The following is a 25,442-nucleotide window of genomic DNA, read 5'->3' as shown; positions in this document are numbered from 1 at the left end:
GAAAGGAGAGAATTTGACGTGAGCGTATTCATTAATAAAGATACAAAGGTCATTGTTCAAGGTATTACGGGTTCTACAGCCCTTTTCCATACAAAACAAATGCTTGAATATGGTACAAAAATTGTTGGAGGAACATCTCCAGGCAAAGGCGGTACTGAAGTAGAAGGCGTTCCTGTATTCAATACAGTAAAAGAAGCTGTTGATGCTACAGGTGCTAACGCTTCTGTAATCTATGTACCTGCTCCATTCGCTGCAGATGCAATCATTGAAGCGGTTGATGCGGACTTAGATTTAGCAATCTGTATCACTGAACATATTCCTGTTCTGGATATGGTAAAAGTGAAGCGCTACATGGAAGGCAAGAAAACTCGCCTTGTAGGCCCTAACTGCCCAGGGGTTATCACTCCTGAAGAGTGCAAAATCGGCATCATGCCAGGATACATCCACACTAAAGGCCATGTTGGCGTTGTTTCCCGTTCTGGAACATTAACTTACGAAGCTGTACATCAATTGACTCAAGCTGGAATCGGCCAGTCTACTGCAGTAGGTATCGGCGGAGACCCTGTTAACGGAACAAACTTCATCGATGTCCTGAAGGCATTCAATGAAGATCCAGAAACATATGCTGTCATCATGATCGGTGAAATCGGCGGTACTGCTGAGGAAGAAGCAGCTGAGTGGGTCAAAGCTAACATGACTAAGCCAGTAGTCGGCTTCATCGGCGGAAGAACTGCACCTCCAGGAAAGCGCATGGGCCATGCTGGTGCGATTATTTCCGGCGGTAAAGGTACAGCTGATGAAAAAATTCGTGTAATGAACGAGTGCGGCATCAAGGTTGCTGATACTCCTTCTGTAATGGGTGAGACGCTGATTGGCGTATTAAAGGAACAAGGCTTATACGATAAGTGTAAAACACACTAAGTTTATCTGATGAACAGTCCCTCTGTGTAGAGGGGCTGTTTATTAATCTGAAAAAACAATTCTGGGGGATAAATATGGATCATCTTAAAAACAAATTGATCCGACTCATCCATGGCAAGCAGTCGAGCTGGAAAGCTATATACGCCATTCTTAAATCGGATTCATTGCATGATAATATATATGAAGAAAAGAATTTTTTTTCGTCTTCATTACACCATCCCAACAGCCCTCAAAGCAACCATCATGACCTACCAGTCGACAGACTTCTCTCCGAATATACTTCGAAAAATATCCATCTTATTACTTTTTTCGACAATACCTATCCTGAATGCCTCAAAACAATTTACCAGCCGCCCTGGGTACTATTCGCAAAAGGCGACATCTCCCTGTTAAACTCAAAAAACATTCTGGCAGTAGTAGGTTCTCGTGATGCGTCCAATTATGGACTTAATACAATCGAGTATTTATTTCCAGAACTAATCGAGAACAAAACAGTCATTATCAGCGGACTAGCAAAGGGAATTGATGCCTATGCACATAAAACTGCAATCAAGCTTGGCGGGAAAACAATCGGTGTCATTGCAGGAGGGTTTAATCATATCTATCCAAAGGAAAATATGAAGTTGGCAGATTTTATGATGCAAAATCAATTAGTCATTTCTGAATATCCACCTTCTACAGTTCCGGAAAAGTGGCATTTTCCTATGAGAAATAGAATAATAAGCGGGTTAGCTAAAGGGACCCTCGTAGTTGAAGCCAGAAAAAAGAGTGGTTCACTGATCACCGCTGAATTTGCATTGAATGAAGGTCGCGAAGTTTTTGCTGTTCCGGGAAGCATATTGACATCAAACTCTGATGGGACCCATGAATTAATCCAGCAAGGGGCAAAGCTGATCAGAAATTCCAAAGACATTCTAGAGGAACTGAATATATAATGTGGAATTTTATTTCATAAAACATTATTTAATTCATCAATAATAATACCTTTTTATGAAGTTTTTTTCTTATTTATATAAAATTTACTACAAAAAGGTTGAAATAATTTTCATTCTGTTATACATTTTGCATCAGGTATTTTAAAATCCCCAATTAAGATGAAAACGTTTACTTGGTGGTACAATTTGACAATGTGAAGCTTTGTAGACAATAATAATGATAATTTTATACCTCTAAGGAGGACAATTGGATGTCAGAGTTTTTAGTAATCGTCGAATCGCCTGCAAAGGCAAAGACGATTGAGCGTTATCTAGGGAAAAAATATAAGGTAAAAGCCTCCATGGGCCATTTGCGTGATTTGCCAAAGAGTCAGATGGGTGTCGATATAGAAAATAATTATGATCCTAAGTACATTACGATCAGAGGCAAAGGTCCTGTTTTGAAAGAATTAAAATCCGCTGCGAAAAAAGCAAAAAAAATCTATCTCGCGGCTGACCCCGACAGAGAAGGGGAGGCAATTGCCTGGCACCTGGCCCACACTCTTAATGTAGATATCCATTCAGATTGCAGGGTAGTATTTAATGAAATTACGAAGGATGCTATTAAGGAATCCTTTAAACACCCGCGCTCAATTAATATGGACTTGGTTGACGCTCAACAGGCCCGCCGAGTGTTAGACAGGCTTGTTGGATATAATATCAGTCCTATTCTATGGAAAAAAGTTAAAAAAGGCCTCAGCGCGGGACGCGTTCAATCCGTTGCAATGAGGATGATTATTGACAGAGAAAAGGAAATCAAAGAATTTGTACCAGAAGAATACTGGACAATCGGAGCTGATTTTTTAAAGGGGAAAACTGCTTTTGAGGCTTCTTTTTATGGTATTGATTCTGAAAAAACTGAACTGAAGTCAGAAGAAGATGTTACAAATATTTTGAAACAAATCAAGGGAAATAAATTCACAGTGGCATCTGTAACGAAAAAAGAGCGTAAGCGCCACCCTGCGCCACCATTCATTACATCCTCTTTACAGCAGGAAGCGGCACGGAAGCTGAACTTCCGTGCAAGAAAGACCATGATGCTCGCTCAACAGCTGTATGAAGGAATTGATTTGGGTAAAGAAGGAACTGTCGGTTTAATTACCTATATGAGAACCGACTCCACTCGAATTTCTGAGGTTGCCCAGTCTGAAGCACGTCAATATATCAGTAATGAGTTTGGCGAGGATTTCGTGCTGACAGAAGCGAAAAAAGAAAAGAAGCAAACAAATGCACAGGATGCCCACGAAGCTATCAGGCCGACGAGCACAATGAAAGCGCCTGATACACTTAAGGAATATCTTTCCAAGGATCAGTTTAGACTTTACAAACTGATTTGGGAACGATTTATTGCAAGCCAGATGGCCTCTGCTATCATGGATACGATGAGCGTTGATTTAAAGAATGGTAATGTTATTTTTAGGGCTACTGGTTCAAAGGTGAAATTCCCCGGATTCATGAAGGTATATGTGGAAGGCTCTGATGACCAGGTGGAAGAAAAGGATAAATTCCTTCCAGATTTAAAGGAAGGGGACGAGGTCACCAAGAAAGATATGGAACCTAAGCAGCATTTTACTCAGCCGCCTCCAAGGTATACGGAATCAAGGCTGGTAAGGACACTGGAAGAGTTAGGTATTGGACGACCATCCACTTTTGCGCCAACACTGGATACAATCCAGAAAAGAGGATATGTAACACTTGATAATAAACGGTTTGTACCAACAGAACTTGGAGAAGTCATCCATGAACTGATGATCGAATTCTTCCCGGGTATTGTTGACCTTGAGTTTACCGCAAAAATGGAGCAGGACCTTGATAATGTCGAAGATGGGAAAGTCAATTGGGTTAATGTCATAGACGAATTTTATCGGGGTTTTGAGAAGCATCTTAAAATTGCGGAGAAGGAAATGCAGGAAATCGAAATCAAGGACGAACCTGCTGGTGAAGATTGCGAACAATGTGGCAACCCGATGGTATTCAAAATGGGAAGATACGGCAAATTCATGGCTTGCAGCAATTTCCCTGATTGCCGCAATACGAAGGCAATCGTTAAGGATATTGGAGTTAAATGCCCGAAATGCGAGGAAGGAAACATCATCGAGCGGAAAAGCAAGAAGCGCAGGATTTTTTATGGCTGCGATCGCTTCCCAGAGTGTGATTTCCTATCATGGGATAAGCCGCTGGCGCGCAGCTGCCCTAAATGTGACAAGCTGCTGGTCGAAAAGAAGCTTAAAAAAGGCGTTCAGGTGCAATGTACCGAATGTGATTATAAAGAAGAACCACAAAGCTAGAGTGAGCCTTAGGCTCACTCTTTGTGTTTGATTTTAGGCATTTAAGCTAAGAAAACGAACATGATACGCTGATTTAAGGGGAATATGAAACTTTTTTCTTTCTTTTTCGTAAAGGAAAGTGCAAAATGATACAAGTATCAGGGAAAAGTAATTAAGATTGAAGTATATAATAGAAGATTTATGTGCAGGCAGATGGTATAATAAATCTTTTGATGAATCTATTGAACAATTTTTTGAAAGCTACTGGAGGAAATAGATATGACTGAAGCTACAGTAAATGTCGTAGGTGCCGGCCTTGCAGGCAGTGAAGCAGCATGGCAGTTGGCTCAAAGAGGCATTAAAGTTAACTTATATGAAATGAGGCCTGTTAAACAGACGCCGGCTCACCATACAGATAAATTTGCTGAATTAGTCTGCAGCAACTCATTGCGTGCTAATACATTAACGAATGCAGTTGGTGTTTTAAAAGAAGAAATGAGGATGCTTGATTCAGTGATTATAGGTGCTGCTGATGCATGTGCAGTTCCTGCAGGAGGCGCACTGGCCGTTGACCGTCATGAGTTCGCTGCATACGTAACAGATCGTGTAAAGCAGCATCCAAATGTCACTGTTTTTAATGAAGAAATTTCTCAAATTCCAGAAGGACCTACTGTCATTGCTACCGGGCCATTGACAAGCCCGGCGTTATCTGAGCAGTTAAAAGCGCTTACGGGTGAAGAATATCTGTACTTCTATGATGCTGCTGCTCCAATCATTGAAAAAGAAAGTATTGATATGGAAAAGGTCTACCTGAAATCAAGATATGATAAAGGGGAAGCTGCTTATCTGAACTGTCCAATGACTGAAGAAGAATTCGATCGTTTTTACGAAGCTTTGATTTCAGCTGAGACTGTGCCGCTTAAAGAATTTGAGAAAGAAATTTTCTTCGAAGGCTGCATGCCAATCGAAGTAATGGCTCAAAGAGGAAGAAAGACGATGCTTTTTGGTCCTTTAAAACCTGTTGGCCTTGAAGATCCAAAAACAGGAAAGCGGCCTTTTGCGGTCGTCCAGCTTCGTCAGGATGATGCAGCAGGCACACTTTACAACATTGTCGGCTTTCAAACACATTTAAAATGGGGACCGCAGAAGGAAGTGCTTCAGCTGATTCCGGGGCTTGAAAATGCTGAAATAGTTCGCTATGGTGTCATGCACAGGAATACATTCATCAATTCGCCAAAGGTTTTAAAAGCTACTTATCAGTTCCAAAACAGGCAGGATCTTTTCTTCGCAGGACAGATGACTGGTGTGGAAGGATATGTTGAATCTGCTGCCAGTGGTTTGGTTGCAGGAATTAATGCAGCAAGACTTGTTTCTGGAGAAGAACCATTGGAATTCCCTCATGAAACAGCTATGGGTAGCATGGCTCGTTATATCACAACGACCAATGCGAAAAACTTCCAGCCGATGAATGCGAATTTCGGACTTTTCCCTGATCTGCCTGAGAAAATCAGAGGCAAGCAAGAACGCAATGAAAAACATGCTTCACGAGCATTAGAAACAATTCAGAAATTTGTGAAAAATTTGTAATTTTTATTGCGAGGGCTATATAAATATGTTACTATTTAGTAGCCCTTGTGAGGTGACGAAATGGAATCAAATGTGAACAATTCTTTAAAGTTGTTTATAGAATATTTACAAATTGAAAAAAATTACTCACAATATACTATTGAACATTATCAACATGATATTAGGGAATTTTTCATGTTCATGTCTGAACAAGGACTGAATAGTCTGGATGATATCGAGTACTCTGATACGAGGATTTACCTAACCAAATTATTTGATGAGCAGCTGTCGAGAAAGTCAGTAGCCCGCAAGATTTCCTGTATGCGTAGTTTTTTTAAGTTTTTGCTGCGGGAAAGAATTGTCGATGATAATCCGTTTTCACTTGTTTCAATTCCAAAATTAGAAAAACGTCTTCCAGACTTTTTTTATGAGGAGGAGCTCTCAGAGTTATTTAAGGCATGTGAGACTGAAACAGCTTTAGGCAAAAGGAATAAGGCGATTCTTGAATTGCTTTATGCCACAGGAATTCGGGTTGGTGAGTGCTGTAAAATCCAGATGAAAGACGTAGATCTATCGCTTTCTACTGTTTTGGTTCACGGGAAAAGGAAAAAAGAGAGGTATGTTCCTTTCGGCAGCTTTGCTCATGACGCACTTGAGGAGTACATAGTGAATGGAAGACCTGATCTTCGAAAGAAAGAGGATCACGATTATTTATTTGTTAATTTTCGCGGCGGACCTTTGACGGACCGGGGCATAAGGGAAATATTAAATAAATTGATTGAAAAGTCTGCTCTGACCGGGAAAATCCACCCGCATAAACTCCGCCACTCCTTTGCAACCCATATGATGAGCAATGGTGCTGATATGAGGACGGTACAAGAATTGCTGGGCCATGCGTATCTCTCTTCAACTCAGGTCTACACGCATGTTACGAAAGAGCATTTACGAAATATCTATATGTCACATCACCCGAGGGCATAAGCCAGAAGGAGGACGAAAGGATGTCAGAATTCCACTCAACGACGATATTTGCTGTACAGCATAAAGGTAAATGCGCGATGTCAGGCGATGGTCAAGTAACCTTTGGAAATGCGGTTGTGATGAAACATACAGCAAAGAAAGTACGAAAGTTGTTTAATGGTAAAGTAATTGCTGGATTTGCTGGTTCTGTTGCTGATGCTTTTACATTGTTTGAGATGTATGAAGGGAAGCTTGAGGAATTCAATGGTAATCTCCAACGGGCAGCTGTAGAGCTTGCAAAGCAATGGAGGAGCGATAAAGTGCTTAGAACACTTGAAGCAATGCTGATCGTTATGAACGAAACAGACATGCTCCTGATCTCAGGCACTGGTGAAGTAATTCAGCCGGATGACGGAATCCTTGCAATCGGCTCAGGTGGGAATTATGCGTTGTCTGCAGGCAGGGCTCTGAAGCAATACGCTGGTGACCATTTGACTGCGAAGGAAATAGCAAAATCCTCATTGGAAATTGCTGCTGACATTTGTGTGTACACTAACCACAATATTATCGTAGAAGAACTGTAACGGAAAAGGAGTGTTTAGATTGAAACAGACAACCAATTTAACTCCAAGGCAAATCGTAGAAAGGCTCGATCAATATATTGTCGGCCAAAAGGATGCTAAAAAAGCTGTTGCAGTAGCTCTAAGGAATAGATACCGCAGAGGCTTACTCGCTGAGAATATTAGAGATGAAGTAATTCCTAAAAATATCTTGATGATAGGGCCAACAGGGGTAGGTAAAACTGAAATTGCCAGAAGAATGGCGAAACTGGTAGGTGCGCCTTTTGTAAAGGTTGAAGCGACCAAATTCACCGAAGTTGGATATGTTGGCCGCGATGTAGAATCAATGGTCAGGGATCTTGTAGAAACATCGATCAGACTTGTAAAAGAGGAAAAAATGCAGCGTGTTAAAGAGCCGGCAGAGGAAAATGCAAACCGCCGTTTAGTCGAGCTGCTCGTTCCTTCTGCAAAAAAGTCGGCGAATTATAAGAACCCATTGGAAATGCTGTTTGGTGGCGGGAACCAGACTGACCAGGAAACAAACCAGACAGAAGACTTAGGATTGTATGAGAAGCGCAAAATAATCAAGCAGAAGCTTGAACTAGGCGAACTTGAGGATGAGCTGATCACGGTTGAGGTTGAAGAGCAGGCCCCTTCAATGTTCGACATGCTTCAGGGATCCGGCATGGAGCAGATGGGCATGAACATGCAGGATGCCTTGGGCGGCCTGATGCCCAAAAAACGAAAAAAACGCAAGCTACCTGTACGTGAGGCAAGGAAGGTATTGATCAACGAGGAAGCTCAAAAGCTTATTGATATGGATGAAGTGACGCAGGAAGCAACATTCCGTGCTGAACAGGCGGGTATTATCTTCATTGATGAAATCGATAAGATTGCCAGCAAGAATTCTGGCGGCTCAAGCGCAGATGTTTCACGCGAAGGTGTACAGCGTGACATTCTGCCTGTAGTAGAGGGTTCAACGGTGAATACTAAATATGGTCCTGTAAAAACAGACCATATCTTATTCATTGCTGCCGGTGCATTCCATATGGCTAAACCATCGGATTTAATCCCTGAGCTTCAGGGCCGCTTCCCCATCAGGGTAGAGTTGACGAAGCTTACAGTCGAGGATTTCTACAGGATACTAGTAGAGCCTGACAATGCTCTTACGAAGCAATATCAAGCATTATTGGAAACTGAAGGTATACAAATTGAATTTTCTGACGATGCTATTCGTAAGATTGCTGAAGTGGCATTTGAAGTTAATCAGAACACAGACAATATTGGAGCCAGAAGGCTTCAGACAATCCTTGAGAAACTTCTTGAGGATCTTAGCTTCGAAGCACCTGATATTAATCTGGAGAAAGTGGCGATCACTCCTCAATATGTTGAGGAAAAGCTTGGTGTCATTTCTCGAGATAAAGATTTGAGCCAGTTCATCTTATAAGGCTCATTTCCATAATGCAACAATATAAGCGCATATAGCCTATTATATTGTTTACCGTTTTAATGCATACGCAACAGGGTAGACAAATAGAGGCTGCCTATTGTGCTTGTATTGAATCTAGCCAGTGAAAAATAACGTAATTTTTGTTGAAGCAAATAGGAGGAAGAAACAATGGACTTACTAACAAAAACTAGAAAAATTAACGCCCTGCTCCAAAAAGCTGCCGGCAAACCGGTAAACTTTAAAGAAATGTCAGAAACACTTAGTGAAGTAATCGAAGCGAACATCTTTGTTGTTAGCCGCCGAGGCAAACTATTAGGCTTTGCGATTAACCAACAAATTGAGAATGAACGTATGGTGCAAATGCTTGAGGATCGCCAATTCCCAGAAGAATACACGAAAAACCTTTTTAACATCCAGGAAACTTCACCGAACCTTGATGTAAACAGTGAATATACTGCGTTTCCAGTTGAAAACAAAGAGCTTTTCAAAAACGGTTTAACTACAATTGTGCCAATCATCGGCGGTGGAGAGCGTCTTGGAACATTAATCCTAGCTCGCTTAGAAGAGCAGTTTCACGATGATGACCTTATCCTTGGCGAGTATGGCGCAACGGTTGTAGGTATGGAAATCCTTCGTGAAAAAGCTGAGGAAATCGAAGGTGAAGCACGTAGCAAAGCGGTTGTTCAAATGGCGATCAGTTCTTTATCTTATAGTGAGCTTGAGGCAATCGAGCATATTTTTGAAGAATTGAATGGCAAGGAAGGCTTGCTTGTTGCTTCAAAAATCGCCGACAGAGTGGGAATTACACGCTCAGTAATTGTTAACGCACTTCGCAAGCTTGAAAGTGCGGGAGTCATTGAGTCTCGTTCCCTTGGTATGAAAGGAACTTATATTAAAGTATTAAATGATAAGTTCTTATTCGAACTTGAAAAGCTTAAAAGCAACTAAATAAAAAATGTAAACCCACTGGATAAACAGTGGGTTTTTTTATTGGAATTCAGTGGATTTATTACAAAAAGATTTCGTTTTTTACACGGATTCGTCGAGAGAAAGTATTTTTTTACCGAAAATCTGGATTAACATTCAATATACGGATAGAGGTATACTAGGGATAAAATCCTAATTTCCAAATAAAAACAGAGAGAAAAATAAGCCGAAAATACTATGGAAGAGATAATTAATTTGAGCATTTCTATCTATATGTATCATATATACCAATAAATGTATATATATAGGCATTTTATACTATTTATTAAAATGAGCCTATTGCACGATAAAAATTAACCGAAAGGACATAGACAGTTTATTTCAGATTCTTTACAATTAAGGGTACATGACGAGATTCTCCAAAGAATTACAAAATTCAGCAAAAAGCTTTCTTAACAACTAAGGGGTGAAAATATTGAAGTTGTTTTCGAATACCGTATCAACCCTGGAAAATGCATTGAACTATTCAACCTTGAAACAGAAAATTGTTTCTCAAAATATCGCGAATGTCGACACACCAAATTATAAGGCTAAAGATGTCAGTTTCAAAGAAGTGTTTCGTGAGACGCTAGGGCAGTCATTCGAGGCTAAAAAGACTGACGGACGCCATTTTGAATTTAAGAGCCGTAATGGAGCTTTTCCAGGCACAGTCATAAAAAATAACGTTAACTATAATGAGAATGGCAATAGTGTTGACCTGGATAAAGAAATGTCCGATCTTGCAACAAACCAAATTTATTTTAATGCATTAACCGAAAGGATTAACGGGAAGTTTAATTCTCTTCAGACTGTTATACGGGGTGGGAAATAATTATGACGATGTTCCATAGCATGAATACAACTGCCTCAGCCTTGACAGCTCAACGGCTGAGGATGGATGTTATATCTTCCAATATGGCTAATGTTGATTCAACCAGGGGTGTTGATGGAAAAGCATACCGCCGGAAAATGGTTGTTTTGGAACCTAAGGAAGGTAATTTTTCATCTTTTTTAAACAAGGCAATGGGAAGCCAAAGTGAGAATGCAGCGGGGAATGGAGTAAAGGTATCACAAATAAAAGAAGATACCAGGACACCAATGAAAATGGTATATGATCCTGAGCATCCTGATGCAGACCCTGAAACTGGCTATGTAGAGTATCCAAATGTCGATCCTTTAAGGGAAATGGTCGACTTAATCAGCGCTACTCGGTCCTATGAAGCAAACGTAACAGTCTTCAACGCTTCTAAGGGAATGATGATGAAGGCACTCGAAATTGGGAAGTAAGGAGAGAAATTCTAGATGAATACATTAGGGATCAATTCTGTTAGCCAAATGGTCAGGCCATTTGAGACAAATAAGCCTACTCCCACATCTACACCATACGAAGCGCAACAAAGTTTTACGTCCGTACTTAAGCAATCAATCGAGAATTTAAATCAATCTCAGGTTCAGTCAGACATTATGACAGAAAAATTAGCTCGCGGTGAAAATGTAGATCTCCATCAAGTTATGATTGCGAGCCAAAAGGCGAGCATAACGATGCAAGCTACATTAGAAGTGAGAAATAAAGTTATAGAAGCTTATCAGGAAATGATGAGAATGCAAGTCTAATAATATTGGCTAAAAACTAAAGTAGTAGCGGTTATTAGCTGTATAAAAAGAAGAGACTTAATAACCGGGGGATTGAAATGAAAGAAACCGTTCAAAAGTATTTAAATACAATGAAGGATTTCTGGCAAGGGCGCACCAGAAAGCAAAAGATCAGTCTGGGAGCGTCTCTTTTCTTGATAGTGGCAGTTGCAGCACTAACAGCCTTCTTTACAACCAGGACTTCCCTTGTACCTTTATATAGCAATCTATCGCCAGCAGAAACGGGGACAATAAAAGAAAGCCTTGATGCCAGAGGCATAAAATCAGAAATTGCTGATGGCGGTAAAACAATACTAGTGCCGGAAGAGTCTGTAAATAGTTTAAAAGTAGAGCTTGCTGCAGAAGGAATCCCAAAATCAGGCAGCATTGATTATTCATTTTTCAGCCAGAATGCTGGTTTAGGAATGACAGATAATGAATTTAATGTTCTTAAGCTGGAAGCTATGCAAACAGAACTTGCTGACCTGATGAAGGGCATTGAAGGAGTTAACGATGCTAAGGTTATGATTAACCTTCCTGAGAAAGGGATCTTCGTAAATGACAGCGCTGAGCAAGCTTCAGCCTCGATCGTCTTGAATACCAGTCCTGGCTACCAATTTAAAGAAGAACAGATTAGTACGCTTTATCACCTGGTAGCAAAAAGCGTTCCAAATCTTCCCACTGATAATATCGTCATCATGAATCAATTCTTTGAGTATTTTGATTTGAAAAATGATGAAAATTCTAATGGAGCAACATTTGCTTCACAGCATGAAATTAAACAGCAAATTGAACGAGATGTTCAAAGACAAGTTCAAAACATGCTTGGAACCTTGATGGGACGTGACAAGGTCGTAGTTTCCGTTACTGCAGATGTTGATTTTACCCAGGAAAACAGGGAAGAAAATCTCGTTGAACCAGTAGACAAGGAAAATATGGAAGGGATCGCAATTAGCGCACAGCGGATTACTGAAACTTTTTCCGGAAATGCTGAACAGGCTGGCGGAATTCCTGAAGGCGGAAATCCTGCTGATACGACGGGTTCGCAGTATCTTGAAGGCGCAAATGGCAATGGAGATTATGAAAAGGTCGAAGAAACGATTAACAATGAGGTTAGCAGAATACGTAAGGAAATCACCGAAAGTCCTTATAAAGTAAGGGATTTGGGAATACAGGTGATGGTTGAACCTCCAACACCAGATGATCCGAATTCTCTTCCGCAGGAACGAGTAGACGATATCACGAAAATTCTTGGAACGATTGTCAGGACAACGATTGATAAAAATGCTTCAGGGACAGAACTTACCGATGCCGCGATTGAAGATAAAGTGGTTGTCTCTGTTCAGCCGTTCAATGGCAAAGTAACCTTTGAAAATGAAGTTGTCCAGAAACTGCCTTGGTGGATTTACCTGGTTGGCGGAATACTGCTGGCAATTATCGCATTGCTGCTCATTCTGTTCTTACGTTCACGCAAAGCGAAGGAAGAAGAGAAGGAAATCTTCTTTGAAGAGCGGGCAGAATCAGTCTATGTACCGGATGTAAATAAAGAGTTTGAAACTGAAAGCACGATGAAGAAGAAGCAGCTTGAAAAAATGGCGAAAGAAAAGCCGGAAGACTTTGCAAAATTATTGCGTACATGGATTGCGGAGGATTAGGAGGAGGACATATGGCAAGGAAGGACCAGAAAGAACTTACTGGAAAACAAAAAGCAGCAATCCTCCTGATTTCGCTTGGGCCGGATGTTTCTGCTTCAGTATACAAGCATTTAAGTGAAGAGGAAATTGAAAAGCTGACACTTGAAATTTCAGGTGTTAAAAAAGTAGATTCTTCTGCAAAAGAAGAAATACTCGAAGAATTCCATAACATTGCACTGGCACAGGATTATATAACCCAAGGGGGGATTGGCTATGCCAAAACGGTCCTTGAAAAGGCGCTGGGAGCCGATCAGGCGGCAGTCATTATAAACAGACTGACTTCGTCCTTGCAGGTGCGCCCCTTTGACTTTGCGAGGAAAGCGGATGCAGGTCAAATTCTGAATTTTATCCAAAATGAGCATCCTCAAACAATTGCACTTATTCTTTCATATTTGGATTCTGCTCAAGCTGGACAAATACTGTCAGAACTTCCTCAGGAAGTACAGGCCGATATTGCACGAAGAATTGCCGTTATGGATAGCACCTCACCGGAAATCATAAATGAAGTAGAACAAATACTAGAAAGAAAGCTATCTGCGACAGTTACTCAGGACTATACACAAACTGGCGGGATAGAAGCTGTCGTTGATGTTTTGAATGGGGTTGACAGGGCAACAGAAAGAACAATCCTTGATGCCCTTGAGATCCAGGATCCTGAACTCGCAGAAGAAATCAAGAAAAGGATGTTCGTCTTCGAAGATATCGTTACTCTTGATAATCGTGCGATCCAGCGAGTAATTCGTGACTGTGAAAACGAAGACCTCATGCTTGCACTTAAAGTTTCTAGTGATGAAGTGAAAGAAATTGTCTTTAAGAACATGTCCAAGCGCATGGTGGAAACCTTCAGGGATGAAATGGAATATATGGGACCTGTCCGTTTGCGTGATGTAGAGGAAGCCCAATCAAGAATTGTTGCTATCATCCGCCGTCTGGAAGAAGCTGGTGAAATCGTCGTAGCCCGCGGCGGAGGAGATGATATCATTGTCTAGGTTCATAAAATCACACTTCACCGTCCCTGCAGACGCAGAGAAAAAAGTGATTTCAATCAGGATGATGGAAACAACTATTCCTAATGAGGAGACTAAACCAGTATTTACACATACTGAAGCAGAACGAACTCAAATCCTCAGAGAGGCAGAATTGGAAGCTGAGAAGATTTTAGCCCAGGCTCTTGAGGAAGCACGGCTTATCAAAGAGCAGGTAATGCATGAGCAGCAGATCTGGGAACAGGAGAAGGAATCTTTAGCGGAGGATGCCAGGGCAATCGGGTATGAACGCGGACGTGAAGAAGGGAATACTCGGGGATATGATGAGTGCCGCCAATTAATTCAGACAGCACAAGAAGTTGTAGAGGCGTCAAGACAGGATTATTACAGCCATATCGAGTCAGCTGAAAAGGTCATTCTTGATTTAGGAATGAAGGTGGCCGGTAAAATACTCGGCAAAAAGATTTCAGAAAATGAAGAAGAGTTTATCTATCTTGTCAAAAGGGCTTTGAAGAATGCCAGGGATTATAAGGATATCCAGCTTCACATTCATCCGAATCATTATCAATATCTTCTGGGGCAAAAGGAAGAACTTATAGCCCTTTTTCCAAAGGAAGTTGATTTTTACATTTTTCCGGATGAGGAATTGGCTGAAGACTCTTGCATTATCGAATCTGAAAATGGCAGGATAGATGCTTGCGTGGATAGTCAGCTTGAAGAAATCAAACAAAAGCTGTTTGAAATGTTGGAGAGTGAGCAATAGTGAAGGCTTCTGATTTACTTGAGCACATCGACTTTATAGATAGCTTCAAAAGATTTGGAAGAGTCAAAAGAGTAGTAGGGCTGATGATCGAATCTCAGGGTCCTGAGAGCTCAATAGGCGATGTTTGCTTCATCCATGTAGGTACAAAAAAAAGACGTAAGATCCAGGCGGAAGTTGTCGGGTTCCAAGATGAGAATGTTATTTTGATGCCCTATACTTCCCTTCATGATATATCCCCAGGGAGCCTTGTCGAGACGACGATGAAGCCATTAGAAATAAAAGCAGGTCCTGGACTTATAGGGAAGGTTGTCGACTCTCTTGGTGTCCCTCTGGATAAATCCAGCCTTCCAAAAGGGCTGGCATCTGTTCCTACAGAACAGGATCCTCCAAATCCACTGAGCAGACCGCCGATTTCAGAACCAATCGAAGTTGGCGTAAGAATGATAGACAGCTTGCTAACTGTAGGGAACGGGCAGCGTGTCGGAATTTTTGCCGGTAGTGGTGTTGGTAAAAGTACATTACTGGGAATGATTGCCCGGAACACAACTGCAGACTTGAATGTAATAGGACTAATTGGCGAACGTGGCCGTGAGGTAAGGGAATTTATTGAAAGAGACTTAGGTCCAGAAGGTTTGAAAAGGTCAATTGTTGTCGTAGCTACCTCTGACCAGCCAGCACTTATGAGAATTAAAGGTGCCTATACTGCAACAGCAATTGCCGAATATTTTCGTGATAAAGGGCTTAATGTCATGCTGATGATGGATTCCGTTACAAGGGTGGCAATGGCACAGCGTGAAGTAGGCCTAGCTGTCGGCGAGCCTCCAACAACGAAAGGGTATACACCTTCTGTTTTCGCGATTCTTTCCAGGCTACTTGAAAGAACAGGAACAAATGAACACGGATCGATCACTGGTTTCTACACTGTGCTAGTAGATGGAGACGATATGAATGAACCAATCGCAGATACAGTCCGAGGCATTTTAGATGGTCATTTCGTTCTAGACCGAAATTTAGCGAACAAGGGTCAGTATCCGGCAGTAAATGTTTTGAAGAGCATCAGCAGGATCATGAACAATATTGTGAGTGAGGATCATGTCAAAGCGGCCGAAAGATTGAGGGAACTATTGAGTACATATATAAACTCTGAGGACCTGATCAATATTGGAGCCTATAAGAAAGGTTCTTCACCCGAAATTGATGAAGCAATCATGCGTTACCCTCAGATACTCAATTTTTTAAAACAAGGTACAAGTGAAAAAGTGTCCATCGATGAAAGTATTCAGGAACTGTTGCAATTAGTAAGGAAAGGTTGATGGGTTCTATGCAATATCACTATAAATTTGATAAAATCCTGTCACTAAAGTCCAGGGAAAAAGATGAAGCGCAGGTAGTTTACCAGGATTCAGTCAAGAAATTTGAGGAAGCGGCTGACCGGCTTTACCATCTCCTCAAGAAAAAAGAGGATCTGGAAAGCTATCAATCAGGAAGACTTGTCAGCGGGCTCCCAGTACAGGAAATTCGCCATCATCAACAGTTCATCGGAAACCTTGAAAAATCGATCGAACATTACCAAAAGGTCGTCATGAATGCCAGAAATATCATGAATTTTCAACAAATGCAGCTAATGGAAAAGAATGTAGAAGTGAAAAAGTACGAGAAGATCAAAGAAAAGGATCATCATCAATTCCTCGCCGAGGAAAAGTATGCCGAAAGCAGGATGATGGACGAGATCTCGATTCAGCAATATATGAACCGGGAAATTAGGTGATTTAATGGAAAAGAGTTTTGAGGAAAAAGAGGGCCAGCCTGTCAATCGGTTCCAATGGTTTTTGTTTGTGATTGCCATTCCGGCATTATTCGCAATTGTCGTTGCTTTAGTAGTCCTATCGTTTGCGGGTATAAATGTTTTTCAGACAGCAAGTGAACTGGGCGAAAAAATCCCGTTTGTTTCAAAAATGCTGAACGAAGACGAGCAGCCATCAGTGGAAGAATACGAGAAGAATATCATTAGCCTGGAAGCGGAAATACAGGACAATGAAGCCAAGATGGAACAGCTCGAAGCAAAGATTGAAAGCAAAGACATGGAAGCAGAGCGTTTGGAGCTTGAGAAGACACAGCTTGAAGCACAGATTGAAGAGCTGACGGCCATACAGGAAGACAATAAACGAGCATTCAAAGATATCGTAAAAACCTACGAAACGATGTCAGCAAAAAAAGCTGCTCCTATCATTGCTGAAATGGAAAATGAAGAAGCACTTAAAATTTTAACAAATATAAAAGCCGAATCACTTGCAGCAATCATGGAAAAGCTTCCTTCAGATGTAGCGGCAAAATATACAGAATTGCTGACCAATGAATCTAGCAAACAGATGCCTTAATCCAACCCAGAATTGAAAGGAGGTGAAAAAGTGGAAGTTGGAGCAATAGCAGTTAAACCAAATTCTCCTGTCCGCCCTTTGGATTCCAAAACTAGTAAGGGAAAGTTTTCGGAGGCGTTGTCTGATGTTCAATCAAGAGAACCTCAATCAGACAATATTACAAAAGAGTCAGCTAAATTAGATGAAAAAAGTGAGTTGTCCAACGAAACTAAGGAAACAGCAATGTTACTTCAGCAGGGGAATTTAATAGAACTTGAAGCTGGAATGGATATCCTAGAAGGAATGGATCCTGAGGATGCGGAAGCTCTGCTTGAAAAAATTCTCGAACAATTAGGAATAAGCAGCAGCCAATTAGATGTTTTTATTCAAAAGTGGACCAGTCATAGTCATGAAGAGGCACCAATTCAGGATGATCTAATACAGCAGTTTGCTAAATTACTTTCTGGAATAGCGGAGCTGCCTCAGAAGGATTTGGCAAATAAGCTTGATAAAAATGATCTGCAAATTTTAAAGGCATTAAAAATTCATGCCCTTTTCGTAAAAAATGCTCCTTCTACAGGAGAAAAAGTCACGATTGATTTAGACGGACTTCTCCATGGAATCGGTGAGAAATTAGGGAGCCAGACCGAACCGGGAAGGATGAAAACAGACTTTATCCAAATGAGGTTTACCCGTTTAGCTGCAGAGTTAAACATGGAAAACTCTCAAACTATCACATTAGATGTGAATTTTGATGCTGAAAGTCCAGTAGTACAAAAAGCAGAAAGCAATAGTAATCAATTTGGATTCCTTCCGCAAATTGGTAAATTAGAGCAACTGAGCATCATGCGGAATAACCCGGAAAAGATGGTTTCCGGCGAGCTTTTAATGAAGCAGTTTGAGTCCATTCTTTCTAAGTCTCAGTTCTTGAACACCGGAGGGACACAAAAGCTGTTCATTAAATTATTCCCTGAGCACCTTGGGAGTGTGAGGGTTGAACTGTTCCAGAAAGACCAGACTATGATAGCGCGGATCATTACAACGACTGGAACGGCCAAGGAGGCACTGGAATCTCAGGTGAATGGGCTTAAACAGGCATTCGCAGCTCAAAACATTTCAGTGGAAAGAATTGAAATATCTCAGCAGACCTCACAGCAGGAAAGATTTTTGAACAGAGATCCACATCAGCAGCATAGACAGCCGGACAGACAGGAGCAGGACAGCAAAGAAGATCAAGGAGATTTTAACCTCACTTTTGAGGAAGCGCTTCTTAATACAGAAGCATAGGAGGTTCTAAATATGGTAAATGGAATTAATTCTTCTTATTTACTTTCAAATCTTCAGAAGGAACGAAAGAGTTCAGGGTCTGATGTTTTAGGGAAAGACGATTTTTTAAAAATACTAATGACACAGCTCCAAAACCAGGATCCATTAAATCCTATGCAGGATAAAGATTTTGTCGCACAGATGGCTACTTTCTCAACCCTTGAGCAAATAACGAATATGGGCAAATCAATAGACCGGTTTGTACAGGCTGAAGAGCAAAACAGAATGATATCATACAGCCAATTTGCCGGAAAAGAAATTACCTGGCACAAGATTGAGGAGCAGGATGGTCAGGAGATTGTAAAAGAAGGTACAGGGAAGGTTGCTTCCGTACAATTTAAGGAGAACGATGTACTGTTCATCCTTGAGGATGGAACGACACTGGAACCGGGCAATATTTCACAGATTAATGAGCTTTCCCAAGAGAATCATATGCTGCAAGCAAGCATGCTGATCGGAAAGACAATTACTTACCTTGATGCCAATAAACAAGAGCAAAAAGCCGTGGTGCAATCTGTTTCATTTAAAAACGGCAAAACCTCATATGTAATGAACGATGAAAATGGTACTAGCATTGTATATTCACAAATAACAAAAATTCAATAATGTAGGGAAGTGATGTTATGGAAAAGGCGCAGTTTCGTCCAATCCAGTCACTGCCTGTTAGCAGGAGCCACCAAAAGCCAATTAACCCTAACCAGGCTTCCCAGATGCCATTTTCTTTACAGCTTCAGTCAGCAATCCAAAGTAACAACAGGCTCATCTTGAGCAAGCATGCAGAGGAAAGGCTGGCACAGCGAGGAATTGAAATCAGCCAGGAACGCTGGACAAAGATTGAAGATAAAGTGAGACAGGCAAAGGCGAAGGGTGTAAATGATTCACTTGTGCTCTTGAAGGACGCTGCTTTAATCGTCAGTGCAAAGAACAATACCGTCATTACAGCCATGGGGCGCCATGAAGCTGCTGACCAGATTTTTACTAATATTAATGGGACTATTGTTTTGGAAAATTAAATAGGCTGGACCTTTACGGAGGCCTGGGCTGTGGACCGACAGAAACAGCTCGCAAATTAGGAAGGAGTCAAAAAAATGCTTCGTTCAATGTACTCAGGAATCAGCGGAATGAAAAACTTTCAGACAAAGCTTGACGTAATTGGAAACAATATTGCCAATGTAAATACTTTCGGCTTTAAAAAGGGCCGTGTGACTTTTAAAGATACAATGAATCAGATGGTATCTGGTGCCAGTGCAGTGCAAAACAATCGTGGCGGAAGAAACGCTATGCAGGTAGGACTTGGTTCCACAATGGCAAGCATCGATACTGTCGATACACAAGCAAGCTTGCAAACGACAGGACGAGCTCTTGACCTCGCGATCACGGGCGATGGCTATTTCATTGTCAAACAAGGGCAACAAGAACTTTATACACGCGCTGGCAATTTCTATCTTGATGACTATGGAACACTTGTAACAGGCGATGGTTTGAAGGTGCAATCTTTAAATGACAAAGGCGCTCTTGAAGACATTACAGTTAACGTTAACGCCCTCCTGCCTGCTAAAACGACTACTGAACTTGTTATGAAGGGGAACTTGCCTAAGGATGCAAAAGGTGAATCAGAAACTTTGCAGCAAATTAAGGTAGTTGATGATAAGGGAGTTGAGCATGTCATTGATATGACGATTTCTCCAATTACGCCGGCATCCGGACAATGGAAGCTTTCTTTTGTGGATAAGTCGATAGAGCCAGCGACTACACAAACCCAGAACATTACCGTACCAACCAATACACCAATTCAAAACTTCAACCTGGTTGTAAACAACGGAAATGGAGTGGGTCAGAATTTATCGGTAAAAATCTCACTTGAAGATTTGACTATTGATGGCGGCAGCATGGATGCAAACGCATACCCTGACGGAAATACTCAAGGGTTGCTCGAAAGCTTCAATATTGGGTCAAGCGGGGAAATCAACGGGGTATACTCCAACGGATTAATCATGACGATTGGCCAATTAGCGCTTGCAAAGTTCAGCAACCCTTCAGGTCTTATCAAAGCAGGGAACAATACTTTCCAGGAATCGGTTAACTCAGGACAAAGGAATATTAATGTTCCTGGTGAAGGCCGCGGGACAATAGCTGCAGGTGCCCTTGAAATGTCAAATGTTGACCTTTCTGAGGAATTCACTGAGATGATTACTGCGCAGCGTGGTTTTCAGGCAAATACTAGAATCATCACTACGTCTGATGAAATCCTGCAGGAGCTTGTAAACCTTAAACGATAGATTAAGAGAGGAGCAGGGCTGAGAGCTTAATGCTTTTAGCCCCTGTGATTTATAGTGATAAAGGTAACGAAGTTAAATGGGAAAACGTTTAGAATTAATCCGCTATTGATTGAGACTATTGAATCCTTTCCTGATACGACTATCATGCTGACTAACGGCAGGAAATACGTAGTTAAGGAAAGCGAATCACAGGTTAGCGCTTTAATAAAGGGATTTTTTCAGATTGTCGGCCTTCTTGGAAGGCGTACTTTGGAGGCACATGAAAATGAAGAATAATAAACTTGTTATGATTATGCTGATCATGCTTGTAGCGATCATGCTGGTGGGAACGATTGCTTTTGTCGTTGTAATGAAACTGACTGGCGATGAAGGAAAAAAAGAACCAACGATCGATGAGGTTTTAGAAGCATCAGTTGATATTCCAGAAGTGACGACAAACCTGGCTTCAAATGATTTTATCAAAATATCTTTCAAAATTGAGACAGACAGTAAAAAAGCGAAAGAAGAATTGCAGAAGCGAGACTTTCAGGTAAGGAATCTCATCATTTATGAGTTGTCTGAAAAGAAATCTGAGGAACTGCAAGGTAAGGAAGGCAAGAAGAATCTGGAAGAAACTCTTAAGGCCAAATTAAACAGCTTGATGCAAGAAGGCAAAATAAAGAATGTGTATATTACAGGGTCTCTCCTCCAATAAGAACTTTAACTAACCAAACATACTGAAAATGGAGGTGAGGGTATGTCGGGAGAGGTATTATCACAAAGCGAAATAGACGCTCTGCTTTCTGCATTATCAACAGGTGAGATGGATGCAGATGAATTAAAGAAAGAGCAAGTCGAAAAGAGAGTCAAAGTTTACGATTTTAGAAGGGCGTTACGTTTTTCAAAAGACCAGATCCGCAGCCTCACAAGAATACATGAGAATTTTGCGAGATTGCTTACGACTTACTTCTCGGCGCAGCTACGGACATATGTCCAAATCAGTGTTGCATCGGCTGATCAGATTCCTTATGAAGAATTCATCAGGTCAATTCCGAAAATGACCATTTTGAATGTATTTGATGTTCCGCCTTTAGATGGCAGAATCCTGATGGAGGTAAATCCTAATATCGCATATGCGATGATGGACAGGATGCTAGGTGGGCGAGGTACAAGTCATAATAAAATTGACAATCTGACAGAGATCGAAACGAAAATCATGTCAAACATGTTTGAAAAAGCTTTTGAAAACTTCCAGGAGGCCTGGGGGTCAATATCTGAAATTGATCCGCAGCTGACAGAGTTTGAAGTGAATCCGCAATTTTTGCAGATGGTTTCTCCTAATGAAACAGTAGTAGTTATTTCACTTAATACGACAATAGGCGAAGCTAGCGGAATGATCAATATGTGTATCCCGCATGTGGTGCTTGAGCCGATTATGCCGATGCTATCTGTAAAGTATTGGATGCAAACAGATAAGAAGGAAGGCTTGCCAATAGAGTATGAAGTACTGCAAAAGGAAATCCATAAGGCGGATGTCCATATCATTGCAGAAATTGGCTCTTCCGAAATCTCCATCCAGGATTTCCTGATGTTTGATATAGGAGATGTAATTGAATTAAACCAGCAGATCGACCAGCCTATGATGATAAAAATCGGTGGAATTCCAAAATTCGTCGGGCAACCAGGAAAGATTAACAAAAAATTAGCCATTCAAGTGTTAGATACATTGAAGGGAGGAGACGATGATGGTGGGCGATGATATGTTATCACAAGATGAAATCGATGCGCTTTTAAGAGGAACTTCTGAAGAATTGAATGAAATAGAGGAAACAATTAATGTAGATGATTACTTCTCGTTTATGGAAAGAGATGCGCTAGGAGAGGTAGGAAATATTTCTTTCGGTAGCTCGGCTACAGCATTATCGACTTTACTGAATCAAAAGGTGGAAATTAACACTCCAACAGTAACTGTTGTACATAAGACAAAGCTTGAGGAAGAATTTCCAGATCCCTACGTAGCTGTTCAGGTGCATTATACGGAAGGTTTTATTGGCAGCAACATGCTTGTCATAGAGCGCCAGGATGCAGCAATTATTGCGGATTTAATGCTGGGTGGAGATGGCCTGAATCCGAAGGACTTGCTTGATGAGATCCAGATGAGCGCAGTACAGGAAGCGATGAACCAGATGATGGGATCTGCCGCAACCTCGATGTCAACTGTATTCAATAAAAGAGTCGATATATCACCACCAAATATTAACCTTCTTAACGTTGCAGAAGGAGAAGGAACGGAAACGATTCCTGAAGATGATATTTTAGTCAAGGTTTCTTTTTCTTTAAAGATTGGAAGTTTAATTGATTCGAATATTATGCAACTGCTGCCTGTCAAATTCGCGAAAAGCCTTGTTGATGAATTATTGAACCCTGGTTCTTCACAAGAAACGATCACGCAGCAAACCATGCCTGATGCACATGCAAATGTGTCCTCACAGCCAGAACTGCCAACCCAGCCGCAGCAGCAAGCACCTTACCAGCCACAGCCTGAACAGGTTTATTACCAGCAGCCTGTCCAGCAAGCTATGCCTGCTGAAGCATGGAGCCACCAGCAGCCTGTTCAAACCACTGGACCTCAGCATTTTGGCAGCGTGATGACCGGTGCTCAGCCAACTGTACAGCCAGCGGTTTTCTCAAGCTTTGAGACTTTCCAGCCGCAGCAAGCGGAAACGAAAAACCTTGATATGCTTCTGGATATTCCTTTACAGGTAACGGTTGAATTGGGAAGAACCAAACGGTCTGTAAAGGATATACTCGAACTTACTTCAGGATCGATTATCGAACTGGACAAGCTCGCTGGAGAGCCCGTCGATATCCTCGTTAACAATCGGCTGATCGCCCAGGGAGAAGTTGTGGTCATTGATGAGAATTTCGGAGTACGTGTAACAGATATTATCAGCCAGAGTGACAGAATCAAAAAATTGAGATAAAACACAGGAGGAACTTCAATGGCAAAGAGAATTTTAGTCGTGGACGATGCGGCTTTCATGAGAATGATGATCAAGGACATCTTAAGCAAGAATGGTTTTGAGGTCGTAGCTGAAGCAGCTGATGGGATGCAGGCACTTGAAAAATATAAGGAATTACAGCCGGATCTTGTAACGATGGATATAACGATGCCGGAAATGGATGGAATCACATCTTTAAAGGAAATCAAAAAAGTGAATCCAAACGCAAAGGTTATCATGTGTTCCGCTATGGGTCAGCAAGCGATGGTTATCGATGCGATCCAGGCGGGAGCGAAGGATTTTATTGTAAAACCGTTCCAGGCAGACCGAGTGATTGAAGCGATCTCAAAAGCATTAAGCTAATAATCTTTTAAGTTCCTAAATAGGGTCAAAAAATCTTAAGGTTATGAAAAGAGCCTACTTAGAGGGTGCGGCAAATGTTAAATTTAATACGAACTGCCTCAATAGTCCTTTTCCTATTAGCTGCTCTGTTGAGCCCGCTCAGCATGGCATATGCGGAGCAGCTAAATACAAGTGTAAAGGATTGCCTGGAAAAACCGGATTCTTGTGATGACGGCCAGGCAGACAAAACAAAGAATCAAGCAGAAGATACAGACACAAAAATAGGGGTTACATTTTTAGATTTTCTAAGAATGATTCTTGCCACCGCATTTGTAGCAGGGCTTTTATATTTCCTGCTTAAATTCATCAATAAAAAAAGCATGTCATACAAGAGCTCGCAGCTGGTAGAAAATCTTGGGGGGACAAGCCTTGGGGCTAACAGGTCAATCCAGATTGTCAAAGCAGGCAATAGGCTGCTCATTGTTGGTGTTGGTGAAAATATACAACTGTTAAAAGAAATTGACGATCCCGAGGAGTACAGTCAAGTCATCCAGGAATATAACAACAAAGTGGAACAGCTTGTACAGCCAAGCGATATTGTGACAAAGTTCCTTAAAAGAACGAATAAGGATGGCAGCAAGGAAAGTTCAACTTTTTCCGCCTTACTAAAGCATCAGCTGAATGACATGGCAAGCGGAAGAAAGAAAATGCTTGAAGAGATTCAAAAGAAAGGGTCAGAAAAAGATGAATGAGTTTATGGAGTTTTTCAACAGCAGCGCTCCTGAGAATGTATCAACTTCTGTAAAGCTGATGCTCCTTCTGACTGTACTTTCTCTTGCGCCAAGCATCTTGATTTTAATGACGAGTTTTACAAGGATCATTATCGTTCTTTCCTTTGTCAGAACGGCGCTTGCAACCCAGCAGATGCCGCCAAACCAAGTGTTGATTGGGTTAGCCTTATTCTTGTCATTCTTCATCATGGCCCCTACCTTCCAGGAAGTGAATGAACAGGCGCTGACACCATTGTTCAACGAAGAGATTAATTTGGAGCAAGCTTATGAAAAAGCATCCATTCCATTTAAAGAATTCATGAGCGCTCATACAAGACAGAAGGACCTTGCTTTATTTCTTGAGTATTCAAAGGCAGAACCTCCTAAATCAGTCGAAGACATACCATTGACTTCACTTGTTCCCGCCTTCGCGATTAGTGAAATCAAAACAGCTTTCCAAATAGGATTCATGATTTTCATCCCTTTTTTGGTCATTGATATGGTAGTAGCAAGTGTCCTGATGTCAATGGGAATGATGATGCTTCCGCCGGTAATGATTTCACTTCCATTTAAGATCCTTCTATTTGTAATGGTAGATGGTTGGTATTTAGTCGTGAAATCCTTATTACAAAGTTTTTAAGCAGGTGA

Annotated in this window: 28 protein-coding genes; all 28 read left to right on the top strand. The window is 41.3% G+C overall.

The window, feature by feature from the left end; genetic code table 11:
• Positions 1 to 18 precede the first annotated feature (18 nt).
• Positions 19 to 921, top strand: coding sequence for a succinate--CoA ligase subunit alpha (sucD, locus tag V7654_RS00570; RefSeq protein WP_335427645.1), 903 nt, complete (start codon positions 19 to 21; stop codon positions 919 to 921).
• A 74-nt stretch (positions 922 to 995) separates the two neighbouring features.
• Entirely contained in the window at positions 996 to 1,856 is an 861-nt protein-coding gene (dprA, locus tag V7654_RS00565; protein ID WP_335427642.1) for a DNA-processing protein DprA, read from the top strand.
• Positions 1,857 to 2,107: 251 nt separating this feature from the next.
• The gene (gene topA / locus V7654_RS00560; protein ID WP_335427641.1) at positions 2,108 to 4,183 is read left to right on the top strand and encodes a type I DNA topoisomerase; all 2,076 of its coding nucleotides are present in this window, start codon (positions 2,108 to 2,110) and stop codon (positions 4,181 to 4,183) included.
• A gap of 258 nt (positions 4,184 to 4,441) precedes the next feature.
• Entirely contained in the window at positions 4,442 to 5,749 is a 1,308-nt protein-coding gene (gene trmFO, locus V7654_RS00555) for an FADH(2)-oxidizing methylenetetrahydrofolate--tRNA-(uracil(54)-C(5))-methyltransferase TrmFO (protein ID WP_335427640.1), read from the top strand.
• A 60-nt stretch (positions 5,750 to 5,809) separates the two neighbouring features.
• Positions 5,810 to 6,709, top strand: coding sequence for a tyrosine recombinase XerC (gene xerC / locus V7654_RS00550; protein WP_335427639.1), 900 nt, complete (start codon positions 5,810 to 5,812; stop codon positions 6,707 to 6,709).
• Positions 6,710 to 6,729: 20 nt separating this feature from the next.
• Complete coding sequence (hslV, locus tag V7654_RS00545) at positions 6,730 to 7,272, top strand: ATP-dependent protease subunit HslV (RefSeq protein ID WP_335427638.1); 543 nt, start codon at positions 6,730 to 6,732, stop codon at positions 7,270 to 7,272.
• 19 nt (positions 7,273 to 7,291) lie between these two features.
• The gene (gene hslU, locus V7654_RS00540; protein WP_335427637.1) at positions 7,292 to 8,695 is read left to right on the top strand and encodes an HslU--HslV peptidase ATPase subunit; all 1,404 of its coding nucleotides are present in this window, start codon (positions 7,292 to 7,294) and stop codon (positions 8,693 to 8,695) included.
• 171 nt (positions 8,696 to 8,866) lie between these two features.
• Positions 8,867 to 9,646 carry a GTP-sensing pleiotropic transcriptional regulator CodY gene (gene codY, locus V7654_RS00535; RefSeq protein ID WP_335374989.1) on the top strand — a complete coding sequence of 260 codons (780 nt, stop codon included), beginning with the start codon at positions 8,867 to 8,869 and terminating at the stop codon, positions 9,644 to 9,646.
• A gap of 454 nt (positions 9,647 to 10,100) precedes the next feature.
• Positions 10,101 to 10,496: a flagellar basal body rod protein FlgB gene (gene flgB / locus V7654_RS00530; protein ID WP_335427636.1), complete on the top strand. Its 396-nt coding sequence runs from the start codon at positions 10,101 to 10,103 to the stop codon at positions 10,494 to 10,496.
• A gap of 2 nt (positions 10,497 to 10,498) precedes the next feature.
• Positions 10,499 to 10,951: a flagellar basal body rod protein FlgC gene (flgC, locus tag V7654_RS00525; RefSeq protein WP_335427635.1), complete on the top strand. Its 453-nt coding sequence runs from the start codon at positions 10,499 to 10,501 to the stop codon at positions 10,949 to 10,951.
• 48 nt (positions 10,952 to 10,999) lie between these two features.
• Positions 11,000 to 11,278, top strand: coding sequence for a flagellar hook-basal body complex protein FliE (fliE, locus tag V7654_RS00520; RefSeq protein ID WP_335427954.1), 279 nt, complete (start codon positions 11,000 to 11,002; stop codon positions 11,276 to 11,278).
• Positions 11,279 to 11,355: 77 nt separating this feature from the next.
• Positions 11,356 to 12,951, top strand: coding sequence for a flagellar basal-body MS-ring/collar protein FliF (gene fliF, locus V7654_RS00515; RefSeq protein ID WP_335427634.1), 1,596 nt, complete (start codon positions 11,356 to 11,358; stop codon positions 12,949 to 12,951).
• Positions 12,952 to 12,962: 11 nt separating this feature from the next.
• A complete protein-coding gene (gene fliG / locus V7654_RS00510; RefSeq protein WP_335374985.1) occupies positions 12,963 to 13,979 on the top strand; it encodes a flagellar motor switch protein FliG in 1,017 nt (338 codons plus the stop codon).
• The gene (gene fliH / locus V7654_RS00505) at positions 13,972 to 14,739 is read left to right on the top strand and encodes a flagellar assembly protein FliH (RefSeq protein ID WP_335427632.1); all 768 of its coding nucleotides are present in this window, start codon (positions 13,972 to 13,974) and stop codon (positions 14,737 to 14,739) included. Before fliG ends, fliH begins: the two co-directional genes overlap by 8 nt.
• Positions 14,739 to 16,052 carry a flagellar protein export ATPase FliI gene (fliI, locus tag V7654_RS00500; RefSeq protein WP_335427631.1) on the top strand — a complete coding sequence of 438 codons (1,314 nt, stop codon included), beginning with the start codon at positions 14,739 to 14,741 and terminating at the stop codon, positions 16,050 to 16,052. Before fliH ends, fliI begins: the two co-directional genes overlap by 1 nt.
• 8 nt (positions 16,053 to 16,060) lie before the next feature.
• A complete protein-coding gene (fliJ, locus tag V7654_RS00495; protein ID WP_335427629.1) occupies positions 16,061 to 16,507 on the top strand; it encodes a flagellar export protein FliJ in 447 nt (148 codons plus the stop codon).
• A gap of 4 nt (positions 16,508 to 16,511) precedes the next feature.
• Positions 16,512 to 17,117 carry a MotE family protein gene (locus V7654_RS00490; protein ID WP_335427627.1) on the top strand — a complete coding sequence of 202 codons (606 nt, stop codon included), beginning with the start codon at positions 16,512 to 16,514 and terminating at the stop codon, positions 17,115 to 17,117.
• Between the two features lie 30 nt (positions 17,118 to 17,147).
• Positions 17,148 to 18,383 carry a flagellar hook-length control protein FliK gene (locus V7654_RS00485; RefSeq protein ID WP_335427626.1) on the top strand — a complete coding sequence of 412 codons (1,236 nt, stop codon included), beginning with the start codon at positions 17,148 to 17,150 and terminating at the stop codon, positions 18,381 to 18,383.
• A gap of 12 nt (positions 18,384 to 18,395) precedes the next feature.
• Complete coding sequence (flgD, locus tag V7654_RS00480; RefSeq protein ID WP_335427625.1) at positions 18,396 to 19,028, top strand: flagellar hook assembly protein FlgD; 633 nt, start codon at positions 18,396 to 18,398, stop codon at positions 19,026 to 19,028.
• Between the two features lie 17 nt (positions 19,029 to 19,045).
• Complete coding sequence (locus tag V7654_RS00475) at positions 19,046 to 19,435, top strand: TIGR02530 family flagellar biosynthesis protein (protein ID WP_335427624.1); 390 nt, start codon at positions 19,046 to 19,048, stop codon at positions 19,433 to 19,435.
• A 75-nt stretch (positions 19,436 to 19,510) separates the two neighbouring features.
• Entirely contained in the window at positions 19,511 to 20,701 is a 1,191-nt protein-coding gene (locus V7654_RS00470) for a flagellar hook protein FlgE (protein ID WP_335427623.1), read from the top strand.
• Between the two features lie 54 nt (positions 20,702 to 20,755).
• Positions 20,756 to 20,977 (top strand): flagellar FlbD family protein, encoded by a 222-nt coding sequence (locus V7654_RS00465; protein WP_335427621.1) that lies wholly within the window; start codon positions 20,756 to 20,758, stop codon positions 20,975 to 20,977.
• Positions 20,967 to 21,395 (top strand): flagellar basal body-associated protein FliL, encoded by a 429-nt coding sequence (fliL, locus tag V7654_RS00460; protein WP_335427620.1) that lies wholly within the window; start codon positions 20,967 to 20,969, stop codon positions 21,393 to 21,395. Before V7654_RS00465 ends, fliL begins: the two co-directional genes overlap by 11 nt.
• A gap of 42 nt (positions 21,396 to 21,437) precedes the next feature.
• On the top strand, positions 21,438 to 22,439 hold the full coding sequence (fliM, locus tag V7654_RS00455; RefSeq protein WP_335427618.1) for a flagellar motor switch protein FliM: 1,002 nt from the start codon (positions 21,438 to 21,440) through the stop codon (positions 22,437 to 22,439).
• The gene (fliY, locus tag V7654_RS00450) at positions 22,426 to 23,664 is read left to right on the top strand and encodes a flagellar motor switch phosphatase FliY (RefSeq protein ID WP_335427616.1); all 1,239 of its coding nucleotides are present in this window, start codon (positions 22,426 to 22,428) and stop codon (positions 23,662 to 23,664) included. Before fliM ends, fliY begins: the two co-directional genes overlap by 14 nt.
• 18 nt (positions 23,665 to 23,682) lie before the next feature.
• The gene (locus V7654_RS00445) at positions 23,683 to 24,045 is read left to right on the top strand and encodes a response regulator (RefSeq protein ID WP_335427613.1); all 363 of its coding nucleotides are present in this window, start codon (positions 23,683 to 23,685) and stop codon (positions 24,043 to 24,045) included.
• A 74-nt stretch (positions 24,046 to 24,119) separates the two neighbouring features.
• Positions 24,120 to 24,776, top strand: coding sequence for a flagellar biosynthetic protein FliO (locus tag V7654_RS00440; protein WP_335427611.1), 657 nt, complete (start codon positions 24,120 to 24,122; stop codon positions 24,774 to 24,776).
• Entirely contained in the window at positions 24,769 to 25,434 is a 666-nt protein-coding gene (fliP, locus tag V7654_RS00435) for a flagellar type III secretion system pore protein FliP (protein WP_335427609.1), read from the top strand. The genes V7654_RS00440 and fliP overlap by 8 nt, the downstream gene beginning before the upstream one ends.
• Positions 25,435 to 25,442 lie beyond the last annotated feature (8 nt).

Origin of the sequence: Bacillus sp. JJ1609 (assembly GCF_036967045.1) — a bacterium.
Taxonomy (GTDB): domain Bacteria; phylum Bacillota; class Bacilli; order Bacillales; family Cytobacillaceae; genus Mesobacillus.
This window is presented reverse-complemented; position numbering and strand designations above follow the sequence as displayed.